The sequence below is a fragment of the Rhodoferax sp. BLA1 genome (assembly GCF_013416775.1).
GTDB lineage: Bacteria > Pseudomonadota > Gammaproteobacteria > Burkholderiales > Burkholderiaceae_C > Rhodoferax.
The window spans coordinates 148,713-163,662 of sequence record NZ_SZVI01000010.1 but is presented as its reverse complement, the minus strand read 5'-3'; the positions used below and the strand labels follow the sequence as shown (position 1 = coordinate 163,662).

The 14,950-nt window shown below is 61.7% G+C and carries 9 protein-coding genes and 1 pseudogene; 5 read left to right on the top strand and 5 right to left on the bottom strand.

All coding sequences use genetic code 11. The annotated features are described in order from the left end of the window. A complete protein-coding gene (locus tag FDG13_RS11580) occupies window positions 1–2,100 on the bottom strand; it encodes a CHASE2 domain-containing protein (protein WP_180127799.1) in 2,100 nt (699 codons plus the stop codon). A gap of 53 nt (window positions 2,101–2,153) precedes the next feature. Beyond that, a complete protein-coding gene (locus FDG13_RS11575; RefSeq protein WP_180127797.1) occupies window positions 2,154–4,319 on the bottom strand; it encodes an HD domain-containing phosphohydrolase in 2,166 nt (721 codons plus the stop codon). Window positions 4,320–4,561: 242 nt separating this feature from the next. Here FDG13_RS11575 and FDG13_RS11570 point away from each other — a divergent pair. The 4 genes and pseudogenes from FDG13_RS11570 to FDG13_RS11560 all read left to right on the top strand — a co-directional run. After that, window positions 4,562–6,580, top strand: a pseudogene (locus tag FDG13_RS11570) (FAD-dependent oxidoreductase); the annotation flags it as partial. An 87-nt stretch (window positions 6,581–6,667) separates the two neighbouring features. Then, window positions 6,668–7,480, top strand: a complete 813-nt coding sequence (locus FDG13_RS21140) for a crotonase/enoyl-CoA hydratase family protein (RefSeq protein WP_255435228.1) — start codon at window positions 6,668–6,670, stop codon at window positions 7,478–7,480. A gap of 226 nt (window positions 7,481–7,706) precedes the next feature. After that, complete coding sequence (ppdK, locus tag FDG13_RS11565; protein ID WP_180127793.1) at window positions 7,707–10,430, top strand: pyruvate, phosphate dikinase; 2,724 nt, start codon at window positions 7,707–7,709, stop codon at window positions 10,428–10,430. A 134-nt stretch (window positions 10,431–10,564) separates the two neighbouring features. Beyond that, window positions 10,565–11,176 (top strand): DsbC family protein, encoded by a 612-nt coding sequence (locus FDG13_RS11560; protein ID WP_180127791.1) that lies wholly within the window; start codon window positions 10,565–10,567, stop codon window positions 11,174–11,176. A 54-nt stretch (window positions 11,177–11,230) separates the two neighbouring features. Here the strand turns inward: FDG13_RS11560 and FDG13_RS11555 are convergent, their stop codons facing one another. Continuing rightward, a complete protein-coding gene (locus FDG13_RS11555; RefSeq protein ID WP_180127789.1) occupies window positions 11,231–12,133 on the bottom strand; it encodes a DHH family phosphoesterase in 903 nt (300 codons plus the stop codon). Window positions 12,134–12,246: 113 nt separating this feature from the next. On the opposite strand from FDG13_RS11555, the gene FDG13_RS11550 reads away from it, so the two are divergent. Next, complete coding sequence (locus FDG13_RS11550; RefSeq protein WP_180127787.1) at window positions 12,247–12,540, top strand: 2Fe-2S iron-sulfur cluster-binding protein; 294 nt, start codon at window positions 12,247–12,249, stop codon at window positions 12,538–12,540. Between the two features lie 5 nt (window positions 12,541–12,545). Here the strand turns inward: FDG13_RS11550 and ylqF are convergent, their stop codons facing one another. Continuing rightward, window positions 12,546–13,499 (bottom strand): ribosome biogenesis GTPase YlqF, encoded by a 954-nt coding sequence (gene ylqF / locus FDG13_RS11545; RefSeq protein WP_255435213.1) that lies wholly within the window; start codon window positions 13,497–13,499, stop codon window positions 12,546–12,548. Next, window positions 13,490–14,947, bottom strand: coding sequence for a diguanylate cyclase (locus tag FDG13_RS11540; RefSeq protein ID WP_180127785.1), 1,458 nt, complete (start codon window positions 14,945–14,947; stop codon window positions 13,490–13,492). Before FDG13_RS11540 ends, ylqF begins: the two co-directional genes overlap by 10 nt. Window positions 14,948–14,950: the final 3 nt, after the last annotated feature.

Sequence of the window (14,950 nt, the reverse complement as noted above, 5' to 3'; positions counted from 1 at the left end):
CTACTTGCTGCTCAGCACCAGCAGCTCACCCACTTGTCCGGCGCGCAAGCGGGCCAGATGTAAAGCCACCAGCGGGTCGGTTGAGCGCCGGTTGGCCAGTTCAAAAAAGGCCTGCAGCGCCTGCGGTGATTGCTGGCGCAACAACTCAAACGCTGCGGCATAAGCCGCATCCCCGGTCTGCTCGGGGGCCAGCGGCTCAAACACCTCAATCGGCTGGGTTTTGCCCTGCAAAAGCACCTGGCCAATGGGGCGCGCTGGCCACTCCGGGCAACACCGCAGAATGGCTTTGGAGACACACACCAGGGTGCCAAACTGTTTGTTGGCGCTCTCCAGCCGCGCCGCGGTATTGATCGGGTCACCCAGCGCCCGGTAGTCAAACAGAGTTTTGCCACCCACATTGCCCACAATCACCTCGCCGCTGTGCACCCCAATGCGTGTCAGCCCAAAAGGCACATTCTGGGCCGCCAGTCGCGCCACATAGGCGTTGGAAAACTGGTGCATCTCCCAGGCACAGTTCAAGGCCCGGCGCGGGTGATCGGTCTGCACCACTGGCGCAGAAAACATCAGCACCAGGGCGTCGCCCACAATCCGGTCCAAGGTGGCTTCGTGTTTGAAGGCAATGGCAATCATGCCGTCCAGGTAGTCGTTGAGCAGGCGCACTGCCTGTTGTGGGTCCATCTTCTCGATCCAGCTGGTGAAACCGGTCAAGTCGGTGAAGACAAAACTGCAGTCCTGGCGCCGCCCACCCAACTCCAGGGCACCGGGTTGTTTGATCAGGTAAGCCACCAGATTGGGCGAGACATAACGCGAGAAGGCCTGGCGTATCCAGCGCTGACGTTGCTCACTTTGCACATGGTGCACAACGCTAGAAAAAACATAGCTAAATACGACCGTCATACCTGGGGCTACGGCATCCAGAAGCACCCCCTGGCGGCTGAAGGCATAAGCCACCAGCGCGCCCAAGCCGGCCAGCAGACTCACCAGCGCAGCCAGCGACAAAGCCGCGCCATAAGTCAGCGCGATGAAACCCACCCCCAGCCCACCCAGCAGCGCCAGCAGCAGCGCCAGCGCGTTGGCCCAGGCCGGGTAGACCAGGCCGCCCCCGGTGAGCAATTGCTCCAGCGCCTGTGCATGCACCTCGACCCCGGGCAGTGCCCCACCCAGTGGGCTGAAGCGCAAATCCAGCAGCCCCTGGGCCGAACTGCCCACCAGCAGGATCTGGCCTGCCAGCTCCGACGCAGTGACCTCACCGGCCAGCACCTGCCAAGCCGGGATATACCGCTGCGCCACGGGTTCTGAATAGTGCACCCAAACCTCACCCTGCGGCGTGGTCGGCACTGACTGGCGGCCGATGCGCAGCTCAGCCAAGCCCACCCCGGCCTGTGCCACCGTTGTGGTGCCGAAATTTTTGGCACCCTGCGCCACCCGCAAGGCTTCGGCAGCCAGGGAAGGAACCAGGGTGTCACCCACCCGCATCAACAAAGGCACCCGCCGCACCACACCATCCGCGTCCGGTAGGAAAACAATCGCCCCCAGGCCACTGGCAGCGGCCGCCAGCTCGGGCAACGGATTGATGGCGCCAGAAAAAGCGGGCACATAGGCTTGAGCCGGCTCACCGGTGGCCACATACCGCGCCTTGAGCGCGGGCAAAACACCAGGTTGTTCACGCCGTTCAAGCGCCAAACCCAGCACCACCCGCCCCGATCCGAGCGCCTGGGCGAGCACTGCGTCTGGGTCCGGCAAAGCCTGCAACTGCTGACGCAACGCCGGTGTGGCTGGCCAGAGCTTGAGCATGGCTGTGGGTGAGGTGCGATCCGGCTCGGCAAACAAGACATCAAACACGATAGCCGCAGGTTGCTCGGCCTGCAAACGTGTGGTGAGTTCAGCGATGCGCGTGCGCGACCAGGGCCATTGGCCCAGACGTTGGAGGCTCTCGTCATCGATGTCGATGATGCGTACCGGCGCCGGGCTATAGGGGCGCGGCTGCCAGCGCTGGAGCTGGTCAAACAGGCCGTTGCGCGCCATCTGCAGCGGCAGCGGGTCCAGCAGCGTGACCAACAAACACAGCCCCACCACCGCCACGGGCACCAACCAACGCATAGACCAACGCTGGGTGTGGGTTCGGCCAAACATAGTCCGAGGTGGCAATGGATTCAGTGCGTCACCGTGCCCAGGTAGGCCGCGATGTCCACCTCGTCGATCTGCTCGGGCTTGAGGAACTTGTTCGCATAAGCGACATACAGCCTGGAGCTCAGGAACAGGTCAAACAGATCGGCATCAATCTGGCCCGCCTGTTTAAGTTCAAACAAGACCTTGATCGCCTCGGACACGGTGTTGGGCTGTTTGTAGGGACGGTCAGGGGCGGTCAGGGCCTCAAAAATATCGGCAATGGCCATGATGCGTGACGGAATCGAGAGCTCGGCACTGCCGAGTCGGCGCGGGTAACCGGTGCCGGTCAGGGTTTCGTGGTGGGTGCTGGCGTACTCGGGCACCCGCCGCAGCGACTTCGGGAAACGCATGTTTTCCAGCATCATCACGGTGCTGATCATGTGTTCATTGATCTTGAAGCGCTCTTCGAGCGTGAGCGTACCGCGCACCACACTCAGGTTGTAGAGTTCACCGTGGTTGTAGAGCTTCTCGGGCACCTCCATCTTGAAGCCATAACGCGGGTCAAGCTGGTGCGCGCTGTCGCGCTCGAAGAGGTGGCGTGTTTTGTCGGCCAGCAAAGGCTCGGTCACGGGCAAGGGCTGCACCGGCTCGTTGGCGCGGCGCTCGGCCTCTGCCACCGACAGCCCGAGCCGGTCGTCAAAATGGCGCAACCAGGTGCCAGCCGCCAACTGCGTCAGGCGCGCCAGGTCCTGCGCCGACAGCGGCCGGGTACCGGTGTTGCAAGCCGCCAAAAAAGCAAAATCATCCTGCAACTGGGTCGCCCGTGCCGCGTACCGCGCGTTGGCCTGCTCGGGCGACTGGCCCGCCTTCAGCGCCAGCAACCGGCTGATCTCGGCATCCCGCAACAGCACCTCAAAGCGGGTGCGGATTTCGTGGATGCGGTTGTTGATGGTCTCGAGCTTGGTGGCCTTGTCGATCACGTACTCGGGTGTGGTGACCTTGCCGCAGTCGTGTAACCAGGCGCCCATTTTGAATTCACGCCACTGATCGGCGGTCTCGAAGCGGAAGTCAGCAAACAGGGTCTGGTCGTCATGGGCGGCCTGGGCCAGTATCAGCGCCAGCTCGGGCACCCGGTTGCAATGGCGCCCGGTGTAGGGGCTTTTGGCATCGATCGCGGTGGCAATCATCTGGAACAGGTTGTCCATCAGCTGTTCCTGCGCTTCCATCAGCTGCAGGTTGTCCAGCGCCACCACCGCCTGTGCCGCCAGGGCTTGCACCAGATGCAGCATACCCGGGGCAAACGGGATGGCCTGGCCGGTGGTCGCATCCAGGGCGTTCATGAATTGCAGCACACCAACCACCTCACCGGTGATGGAAGCCAGCGGCACCGTCAGCAGCGAGACGGTTTTGTAGCCGGTTTGTTCGTCAAAACGGCGCGTGCCGCTCAGGTCAAAACGGGCCTCCAAGGCCACATCGTCGATCAGCACCGGGGTGTTGTGTAAGGCCACATAGGTCGAGACAAAACGCTCGTCGGGCTGGCCGGTGTCGCTCTGGTACAAGGGAATTTCTGCCACTGGCAACTGGTCATCACGGGTGCGGTGGGCAAAACGCAGGGTCTTGTCGTCGGTGACCAGGTACAAGGTGGCGCCATCACACTGCAGCAGCTTCTGGCCCTCCAGCAGAATTTGGTCCAGCAGCCGGGTGCGGTCGTGCTCCGAGGCCATCATGATGCCGGTGCGGATCAGCATGTCGAGCTTGGCAGTGCGGGTTTTGACCTGGTGCTCCAGCGCTTGCTCGGTGTCCTGCTGGCCCTTGTAGATGTCGCGGATGGTGAGCAGGTTGCGCACCCGCAGCGAGGTCTCGACCGAATCCACCGGTTTGCTTAAGTAGTCATTCGCACCATGGAACAAGGCCAGGTTGCGTGCTTCTTTGTCGGCGCTGGCAGTGATCACCAGAATCGGCAGGCTGGCTTCAGAAAACTGCTCACGGATCAGTCGGGTGAGCTCGACCCCGTCGATGAAGGGCATGTCCATGTCTAGCACCAGCAGGTCAAAACGCTCACGCTGCAGCAGCGCCAGCACCTCTCGCGCGTCGTTGATGCCGGTCACGTTGGAGTAGCCGTCGGCCTCCAACATGCTTAGCAGAAACGCGGTGTCCAGATCAGCGTTGTCACAGGCAAGAATACGGTGGGTCTTTTGACTGGCTGGCATAGGGTTCTGACTCTGACACAGGGTGGTCAGGATGGAAGGAAACAGGGGGCCCGATTCAAGCGCCCCATGGTAACCCAGCGCCCTGCTGCCACCAACACGCTGTTGGGCTGTTTTTCCGTTAGGGAAGCCACTCTATGTGCCGATGCTGGCCACAGCCGTGCAGCCCCTAAACTGCCCGGGATGGCCTGCGGCTTGCTGCAAGACAAACCGGGCCACAACACAACAAACAAGAGGATGACACCATGATGACCTACCCGCACCTGCTCACGCCCTTGAACCTGGGCTTTACCAGCCTGCCCAACCGCGTGCTCATGGGCTCGATGCACGTCGGGCTCGAAGAGGTGAAAGACGGATTTAATCGCATGGCCGCTTTTTATGCCGAGCGTGTCAAAGGTGGTGTGGGCCTGATCGTCACCGGTGGCATCGCCCCGAACGACCGAGGCCGCCCGATGCCTGGCGGCGCACGCCTGACCACCGAGGCTGAAGCCGACAAACACCGCGTGGTGACCGAGGCAGTGCACCAGGCGGGCGGCAAGATTGCCATGCAGATCCTGCACTTTGGCCGCTACGCTTACCACGACCAACTGGTGGCACCCAGCAGCCTCAAAGCCCCGATCAACCCGATGACGCCGAAGGCACTCAGCACCGAAGAGGTCTACCAGACGGTAGACGACTTTGTGCGCTGCGCAGCGCTGGCGCAAAGCGCGGGGTATGACGGGGTCGAGATCATGGGCAGCGAGGGCTACCTGATCAACGAATTCATTGCCGCACGCACCAACCAGCGCGACGACGAATGGGGTGGCAGCTATACCAACCGCATGCGTCTTCCGCTGGAAATTGTGCGGCGCACCCGCGAGAAAGTTGGCCCCAACTTCATCCTGATTTACCGTTTGTCGATGCTCGATCTGGTCGAAGGCGGTTCGACCCTCGATGAAGTGATTGAACTGGCCCAGGCCATTGAAGCTGCAGGCGCCACCCTCCTCAACACCGGCATTGGCTGGCATGAAGCGCGTATCCCGACCATTGCCACCAAGGTGCCACGCGCCGCTTGGGCCTGGGTGACGCAACAGCTCAAAGGCAAAGTCGGCATCCCGCTGGTGGCTACCAACCGCATCAACACGCCCGAGGTGGCAGAACAGCTGCTGGCCGACGGGTTTTGCGACATGGTGTCTATGGCGCGGCCCCTGCTGGCTGACCCCGAGTTTGTGAACAAGGCCGCGCAGGGCCGTGCGGACGAGATCAACACCTGCATCGGCTGCAACCAGGCCTGCCTGGACCACACCTTTGCTGGCAAGGTGACCAGTTGCCTGGTGAACCCAAGAGCCTGCCACGAGACGCTGATCAACATCACCCCGGCGACCCGGCGCGAGAAGATCGCAGTGGTGGGTGCGGGCCCGGCCGGTCTGGCCTTTGCCACCACCGCCGCCCGGCGCGGGCTTGATGTCACGCTGTTTGATGCCGCTCCACAGATCGGCGGCCAGTTCAACATCGCCAGACAGGTGCCGGGCAAGGAAGAGTTTGACGAGACCCTGCGTTATTTTGGCAAGCAGATCGAACTCACCGGTGTCAAGCTTGAGCTGAACCACCGCGTGACTGCTGCCGAACTGCTGGCCGGTGGTTATGCCCATGTGGTGCTGGCCACCGGTGTCACGCCACGCACCCCGCCGATTGAGGGCATCAACCATCCCAAAGTTCTGGGTTACCTGGATGTGCTGCGCGACAAAAAGCCGGTGGGGCAGCGTGTAGCGCTGATCGGCGCCGGTGGCATCGGTTTTGATGTGGCCGAGTTTCTGCTCAGTGAAGGTATCAGCCCGAGCTTGAGTGCACTCAAGTTTTTTGCCGAATGGGGCGTGGACACCACTTACGCCGAGCGTGGTGGCCTCAAAGAACCCCACATCGAGCCAAGCGCGCGCAAGCTCTGGCTGTTACAACGCAAGGCCAGCAAAGTGGGTGAAGGGCTGGGCAAAACCACCGGCTGGATTCACCGCACCTCGCTCAAAAACCGCCAGGTCGAGATGCTGGCCGGGGTGATATACCGCCGCATCGACGACGCTGGCCTGCACATCACCGTGGGTGAACGTGAGTTGACGCTGGACGTGGACAACGTGCTGATCTGCGCTGGCCAGGAGCCACAACGCGAGTTGCAGGCCGAACTGGCGGCTGCGGGTTGCAGCGTGTTCCTGATTGGTGGTGCTGACAAGGCCGAGGAGCTGGACGCCAAACGGGCCATCCAACAAGGCACCGAACTGGCGCTGACGCTGGGCGCCAGCACATCACCTGACTTACAAGACAAATCGACATCAAGCCCTTATGAAACAAGGGCCAGAAGCCATCAAAAGGATAGCGCCATGGATTACGACACCCTCACCGTCAGCCTGGTCGACCACATCGCCACGATCCGTCTGAATCGCCCCGACAAGGCCAACGCGATGAACCTGACCATGTGGCACGAACTGCGCCGCGCCTTCCAGTGGGTCGATGCCACGCCCGAAGCCCGCGTGGCCATTCTCGAAGGGGAAGGCAAAGCTTTCACCGCCGGCATCGACCTGCAGATGATGATGGGCATGGGTGACCAGATCCAGAACGACTGCGAAGCACGCACCCGCGAAAACCTGCGCCAGGTGATCCTGGATTTGCAGGACACCTTGACCAGTCTGGAACGCTGCCGCAAGCCGGTGCTGGCCGCCATCCACGGTGCCTGCATTGGTGGCGGCATCGACCTGATTTGCTGCGCCGACATGCGCTACTGCTCGGCTGACGCCCATTTCAGCATCAAGGAAATCGACATCGGCATGACCGCCGACGTGGGCACCCTGCAACGCCTGCCCAAGCTGATTGGTGAAGGCCTGGCGCGTGAACTGGCCTACACCGCACGCAAGTTTGACGCGGCTGAGGCACTACAAATGCGTCTGGTCAACCGCGTCTTTGACTCGCGCGAAGCGATGCAAGCCGGTGTGCGCCAGATTGCTACAACGATTGTAGCAAAGTCCCCTTTGTCCATCAGGGGAACCAAGGAAATGATCACGTATGCCCGTGACCACTCGGTGGCCGACGGCCTGAACTATGTGGCCACCTGGAACGCCGCCATGCTGCTGTCCAACGACCTGCAAGAAGCCATGATGGCCAACATGGGCAAGCGCCAACCCGTGTTCAAAGACTAACTTTTCCCTCCTCACCGCTGACGGCCAACCGTGGCCGTCAGCCCAGCCCGTCGCCTGATGAAGTGACCGGGTTTGAGGCACCCACCCAAAGGCTTGACCCCCTCGCGCCACAGGTAGATACTGCGTTTTGACGAGACCCACCGGCGCTCTCTGCCCAACATGACACTGCACCACCCGGTGCCGCCCCGTTGACTGACAAGATTTGTTTCAACTCAGGAGACGCGTCATGGATACCTCACAAAAATACGTTTATCTCTTTGGCACCACCACCGAGGGCCGTGCCGACATGAAAAACCTGCTCGGCGGCAAAGGGGCCAACCTGGCCGAGATGTGCCGCCTGGGCATCACCGTGCCCTCGGGTTTCACGATCAGCACCGAGGCCTGCACCGCGTTCACCGAACTTGGCCGCGACAAAGTGCTGGGTTTGATTCACAACGAGGTGCTGGCAGGCGTGGCCTTTGTGGAGGCTGAGATGGGTCGACAGTTTGGCAATGCCACCGACCCGTTGCTGCTGTCGGTACGCTCCGGCGCGCGTGCCTCCATGCCCGGCATGATGGACACCATCCTGAACCTGGGGCTTAACGACGAGGCGGTGCTGGGCCTGGCGACCCGGTCCAGCAACGAACGTTTTGCCTGGGATTCTTACCGCCGTTTTATCCAGATGTATGGCGACGTGGTGATGGGGCTCAAACCGCTGTCCAAGGAAGAACACGACCCGTTTGAGATCATCATCGACACGCTGAAAGAAAAGAAGGGCGTCAAGCTCGACACCGAGCTCGACGCGCAGGATTTGAAGGAACTGGTGCAGCGTTTCAAGGCGCTGATCCGCGCCCGCACCGGCCACGACTTTCCCACCGACCCGTGGGCGCAACTCTGGGGCGCCATCTGGGCGGTGTTTGAGAGCTGGAACAACCCGCGTGCCCAGGTCTACCGCGAACTCAATGACATTCCCCAGTCCTGGGGCACCGCAGTCAACGTCCAGGCCATGGTGTTTGGCAACCTGGGCAACCACAGCGCCACCGGCGTCGCTTTCTCACGCGATGCGGGCACCGGTGAAGACCTGTTCAACGGCGAGTTTTTGGTCAACGCCCAGGGCGAGGACGTGGTGGCGGGCATCCGCACACCCCAACAGGTGTCACTGGTTGGCTCGCGTCGTTGGGCCGAATTGGCGCTCATCAGCGAGGCCGAACGTGCGAGCCTTTACCCATCGCTCGAAGAACTGATGCCCGACATCTACGCGCAGTTGCTGCACTTTGAGACCACACTGGAAAACCATTTCAAGGACATGCAGGACATCGAGTTCACGATCCAGGAAGGCAAACTCTGGATGCTGCAAACCCGCAATGGCAAACGCACCGGCTCGGCCATGGTGCGCATCGCCATGGAGATGCTGCAACAAGGCATGATCGACGAAAAAACGGCCCTGATGCGCGTGGCCCCCGACCGGCTCAACGAACTGCTGCACCCAGTGTTTGACCTGCAGGCCCTGGCAGATGCGATACCGATTGCGCGTGGCCTGCCCGCCTCGCCCGGTGCGGCCACCGGCCAGATCGTGTTTTTTGCCGACGAGGCCGAGACCTGGGCCAAACAGGGCAAAGACGTGATCCTGGTGCGCCAGGAAACCTCGCCCGAAGACTTGCGCGGCATGAGCGTGGCCAAGGGCATCCTGACCGCGCGTGGTGGCATGACCTCACACGCGGCAGTGGTGGCGCGCGGCATGGGCAAGTGCTGCGTATCGGGCGCGGGTGCGGTGTTTGTGGACATGAAGGCGCGCAGCATGCGCATCGGCAGCACCCACTATGCTGAGGGCGACTGGATATCGCTCAACGGCACCACGGGTGAGGTTTATCTGGGCAAAATCGCCACCCGCGACGCCGAGCTCAGTGGTGACTTTGGCAAACTGATGGCGCTGGCCGACAAATACAAACTGATGGAAGTGCGCACCAACGCCGACACACCGGCCGAGGCCCGCATGGCGCGCAGCTTTGGCGCCACCGGCATCGGCCTGTGCCGAACCGAACACATGTTTTTTGAAGGTGAACGCATCACCGCCGTGCGCGAAATGATCCTGGCCGACAACGAGGCTGAGCGGCGCAAAGCGCTGGCCAAGCTGCTGCCCATCCAGCGCGGTGACTTTGAGGGCCTGTTCGAAGCCATGGATGGCCTGCCAGTGACTATCCGGCTGCTGGACCCGCCATTACACGAGTTTTTGCCACATGACGAGGGCAACCAGCGCATCATGGCGGCCGAGATGCGGGTGTCTCTGGGCAAGATCAAGATGCGTGTCGAAGAACTCCATGAGTTCAACCCGATGATGGGTCACCGTGGTTGCCGTCTGGGCATCAGCTACCCAGAAATTACCGAAATGCAAGCCCGCGCTGTGTTGGAGGCCGGGCTGAACATGCGCGCCAAAGGTATCCATGTGAAAGCCGAAATCATGGTGCCGCTGGTGGGTACGGTGCGGGAATTCAACCTGCAGGCAGCCGTGATCCGCCGCACGGCGGCTGCGGTGTTTGCCGAGCGCGGCGAAACCCTGCCCTATTTGCTGGGCACCATGATCGAAACCCCGCGCGCCGCATTGGTGGCCGACAGCATTGCTGAGCAGGCCGAGTTTTTCTCGTTCGGCACCAACGACCTGACCCAAATGACACTGGGCTTCTCACGCGACGATGCGGGCAAGTTCCTGCCGGACTACATCAGGCAGGGTGTTTATGAGCACGACCCGTTTCGCAGCATCGACCAGATCGGAGTTGGCGCGCTGGTGCAGATGGCGGTACAAAAAGGCCGCAGCGCACGAGCGGACATCGAGGTCGGTGTCTGTGGTGAACACGGCGGCGATCCGGCCTCGGTGGCTTTTTTCCACCGCGCCGGACTGGACTACGTGAGTTGCTCGCCCTACCGCGTGCCCATTGCGCGCTTGGCGGCGGCACAGGCCGCCATGATCGGCTAGGGGATTTGTGGCACAAATGCGCCAAGAAAGCAGCGGCGGGCGAGATAATTAACCAAAGAAGTCTGCTGTCCCCCTGGTTGACCGGAGGTGATGGCAGCCTACTTGTTCCAACCCTCGCCAAAACACCTATGCCCATGACACCCAAACAACTGCTTTTGCCTCTCGTCACCGCTCTGACCCTGGCTTTGGTCGGCTGCTCCAAATCCAGTGAATCTGCCGCGCCTGCGGCCACCACCGCACCCGCCGCCGCCACAGCCGCACCGGTGGCCATGACCGGTTCAGCTTATGACACCGTGGCCAGCCAGGGCAAAGGTTTCACCGTGGGTGCGCTGATGAGTGCACAACCGGTGTATGTGTTGTTTGAGCCCCAGTGCCCGCATTGCGGCCACTTGTGGGAAGCCTCAAAAGCCCTGCATGGCAAGGTCAAGTTCATCTGGGTGCCTGTCGCCTTTAACCAGGGCAAGAGCCTGGCCCAGGCCGCCACCCTGCTGTCGTCCAGCACCCCGCTGGAAACCATGAGTGAACATGAAAAATCGGTGCTCGCGGGTACCGGTGGTATTTCAGCGTCCAGCAGTGTTGCGCCCGAGATCGAGCAAGCCATCAAGGCCAACACCCAGCTCTTGAGCACCCTGGGCCAGGACTCAGTGCCCTTTGTGGTGGCCAAACACCGCCAGAGTGGTGAGGTCATCAGCCACAGCGGCGCCATGGACACCGCCACCTTGGCGAAATTTTTGGGCGCAGAGTAAACCCCACACCGCCTGCCCCGTGACCACACGGCAAGTGGTGTGTGCAGGCGCTGTTTAAGCTGTCAGCGTGCCACCCAGCAACTCGGGCAAACGCTGGCTGGACATCTTGAAACCGCAGGCCTGGGCATGGCCACCACCGTGCATGCTCTCGGCCAGCGCAATACAGCTGAAGCCCGAGCGTGAGCGCAAGCCACACTTGACCAGACCACTTTTGTCCACCGTCCACAACAGCGCAAAGGTGCCTGACTTCTCACACAGGATGTCTCCCACCAGGCTGTGAAAGGCACTCGGCACATTGGCCATCAGGCCGGGCACACCGTTGAAATTCAGGGGCTGAGCGGCCTCACTCATGCTCTGTGCCAGTTTGCTGAACTTCTCGTCCATGGCACGGCCACGGTCGATGTAAGCGGCCAGATGGGGGGCATCGAAGTTGGCTACCGCATGCCAGCGCTCAAAATCAAAGGGTTCCATGTCCAGCGCGGCCAGAAAACCGGCGCTCTCGGGGTACTGCCAGACCCAGATGTCGCGGTCTTCGACAAACTTCACCAGGTCGGGCACCGGCTGCTGCGGGTGGAAAAACTCCCAGGCCAGGCGCGCGCCCGATTTCTTCATGTCAAAGTGCACCACACCGTGCTGGCACTGGAAACCGTTCAGTTTTTCAGCAGCACTCAAATGGTGGTCCAGCACCACCAGTTTGGCAGCGCAGCCGTCAATCTCGCGCAACAGCGGTGCCGAGAAGGAGAAGTCCAGGATGTAGACGGTGCGTCCGGCCAGGGGTGGCAAGTCGGCCAGTGTTTTGACATCGCCATGATCCAGCGGCAAAAACTCGGCCTGACCCTCGTAATACAACCAGGCGGCCAGGGCCGACGCAAAACCATCGGGGCAGCTGCGCCCGTGGTAGATCACCAGCGGCTGGGGGTCTTTTTTGTCGGGGACAACCGATATATTCAAACTCATTTTTTGATACTCTTTCTAACATCCAACGAACACAAACACTATCTTTTAAGTAGCTGCTAGCCCTATAACCACAAGGGCTAGGCAGCCATTTCCCTAACCATACAATAAAAACCATGTCCTCGCCCCCGACCCCGCCATTTTTTTCCGGTTTGACCCAGCCCGATGGCCAAGCTTTTGACGCCTGGCCAGAACAGCCCTTGCTGCTGTCGCTGGAGGCAGGCCTCATCAACTGGCCCAGTTCCTGCCGCAACGGCACCTGCCGCAGCTGCATCGGCCAGCTGGCCAGCGGGCAAGTGCGGTATGAAATCGCCTGGCCGGGTTTGAGCACCGAGGAAAAAGCCGAGGGGTATGTCTTGCCCTGCGTGGCCCATCCGTGTTCGGATGTGACGCTGACGCGTCTGGAGTGAAGCCCTCACCGCGAACCCGGCCGCGGCACCTGCTTGAAGCGAATCTTGCGGTCCAGCTCAATCGCGTCTTTCTTGAGCTGGCGCTGTGCATCCAGCGTTTGCCCGTGGGCCAGCCACTCGGCATATTCCTGCGGGGTTTCCAGGCTGATGCGGCCCATCACCGCAGAACGAAAGTCGTAAATCACAATCTCGGCCGCCTTTTGCCAGTTGATGCTTTTGCCGCCTTGTAAGGCGCCGCGCTGGCGGCCAATCGCCTCCAGCGCCTGCTCAACGGTCATCTGGGCAACACCACTGATCTTGAAGCGCGCCTCGAGCAAACTCGGGTAATGCATGCGCAGGGTGTCGAGCAGTTCGAGGGCCACCTCCTGCTCGTCAAACGCATTGCGCCCGACCGCGCCGCTGGCAGCCAGGTTGTAGCCACTTTTGGCCACAATGATGCGCGGCCACAACATGCCCGGTGTGTCGTACAGGTAGAAGTCTGGCGCCAGCGCCAGACGTTGCTCCAGCTTGGTGACACCGGCCTCGTCGCCGGTTTTGGTGGCGCGTTTGCCCATCAAGGTGTTGATCAGGGTCGACTTGCCCACATTGGGAATGCCACAGATCAGCACCCGCATCGGTTTGGCCAGACCGCCCCGGTTCGGCGCCAGTTCATGGCAGGCGGCAATCAGCGCCTTGGCCGGTGCCGCCATGCTGGCGTCGAGCGCAATGGCACGCATGCCCGGCTGCGCGTTGTAATGCGCCAGCCACAAGGCGGTGCGCTCGGGGTCGGCCAGGTCCTGTTTGTTGAGCACCTTGAGCGCCGGTTTGCCCTGCGTGAGCTGGGCCAGCATCGGGTTGGCGCTCGAACCCGGCAGGCGCGCGTCCAGCAGTTCAATCACCACATCAATGTTTTTGATGCGTTCGCTGATGGCCTTTTGCGTCAGGTGCATGTGGCCGGGAAACCATTGGATCATGGCCATGGGGAACCTTCCTTTTGATCAAATACCACCAGCCGGTCTCGGCCTTGCCGCTTGGCCTGCAGCAGGGCCTCGTCGGCCTGGGTGAACAGTGTGTGGGGGTTCTGGCCGGGCTGCAGGCTGGCCAGTCCAGCGCTGACGGTGATCGGCTGTTGGATGCCAAACGCATGGGAACGCACCGCTGCCAGGATACGCTCGGCCAGCACCAGCGCCTGTTGCGGCTGTGTGGCCGGGCAGATCACCAGAAACTCCTCGCCACCCCAGCGCGCCACCGAGTCCACGTTGCGCACCACCGCACGCAGCAGCAGGGCCAGCTCACGCAGCGCGCTGTCACCCGCTGTGTGACCCAGCTGGTCATTGATGCGTTTGAAGAAATCAATGTCCAGCAGGATCACCGACAGGCCAGTCTCAAAACGCTGGGCACGCGCCAGTTCACGTTTGAAGATCTCGTCAAAACCCGCGCGGTTGTACAAACCCGTGAGTGCATCGCTGCGCGACAGGTGATGCAACTGGGCATTGACCCGGCGCAGCCGCCAGATCCAGTAACTGCTGGTCAACAACACCGCCACCAGAACCGCACCCAGCCAGGCCAGCGAACGGGTGTCGAGCGCGGTGGCAATGTTGAGGGCCAGGTGCTGGTCAACGATCTGGCGGCGCTCACCCGCTGTCAGACTGGCCACCCCGATGTTGAGCCGGTCACGCAACGCCGTCTGGTCTTTGGCCACCCCGATGCGCAGCTGGTTGCCATAACCAGGCACTTGGCCGGCAATCTTCAGGTTGAACCAGCCTTCGCGCTTGAGGGTGCTGGCCGCCACAATCAGGGAGCGCATGGTCATGTCGGCCTGGCGCCGGTTGACGGCCTCAAAAGCCTGAGCCTCGGTGTCCACAAGCATCAGCCTGAGATGGGGGAAATCGCGGCGCAGCCATTCTTCCACCGACGTGCCTTTGGGCAGCGCCAGGATCTCACCCTCGACCGAAGCCAGATCCGCGACAAAGGGGTGTTCCTCGCGGGTGATGAGCACGTTTTCGTCCACCAACACCGGGTCGGTGAACACCAGCCAGGCATCCCTCTTGGGGCTCTGGTTCAAGAAACTCAGGATCTGGCAGCGCCCTGCTTGTGAAGCAGTCAGGCTCTCACCCCAGTTTTTGGTGGGAGCCAGCTGCAGGCTCACCCCGCTGCGCTGAGCCACCCGTTTGAGCAGTTCAGCAGCGATCCCCACATGCTGGCCTTTGGCGTCAATCTCCTCGAACGGTGGCCAGTCAGGGTCCACGCAGTAGCGCACAACGTCTGCGGCCGGCGTCTGTGGTGCGGCGGCGCTGGCTGGCACGGCGGCCTGAGCCCAGCCCAGACTGGCCCCACAGGCCAGCAGGCCCACCAGCAGCGGCCCGGCACACCAGCGCAGCACCGCTTGGCACAGCTGCAATTGGTTCAAGAGATCTTGCAACACCATGCG

Coding starts and splice junctions, on each gene's coding strand:
- FDG13_RS11580 (WP_180127799.1), bottom strand. CDS start 2,100: ATGCGTTGGTTGGTGCCCGTGGCGGTGGTGGGGCTGTGTTTGTTGGTC.
- FDG13_RS11575 (WP_180127797.1), bottom strand. CDS start 4,319: ATGCCAGCCAGTCAAAAGACCCACCGTATTCTTGCCTGTGACAACGCT.
- FDG13_RS21140 (WP_255435228.1), top strand. CDS start 6,668: ATGGATTACGACACCCTCACCGTCAGCCTGGTCGACCACATCGCCACG.
- ppdK (WP_180127793.1), top strand. CDS start 7,707: ATGGATACCTCACAAAAATACGTTTATCTCTTTGGCACCACCACCGAG.
- FDG13_RS11560 (WP_180127791.1), top strand. CDS start 10,565: ATGACACCCAAACAACTGCTTTTGCCTCTCGTCACCGCTCTGACCCTG.
- FDG13_RS11555 (WP_180127789.1), bottom strand. CDS start 12,133: ATGAGTTTGAATATATCGGTTGTCCCCGACAAAAAAGACCCCCAGCCG.
- FDG13_RS11550 (WP_180127787.1), top strand. CDS start 12,247: ATGTCCTCGCCCCCGACCCCGCCATTTTTTTCCGGTTTGACCCAGCCC.
- ylqF (WP_255435213.1), bottom strand. CDS start 13,499: ATGGCCATGATCCAATGGTTTCCCGGCCACATGCACCTGACGCAAAAG.
- FDG13_RS11540 (WP_180127785.1), bottom strand. CDS start 14,947: ATGGTGTTGCAAGATCTCTTGAACCAATTGCAGCTGTGCCAAGCGGTG.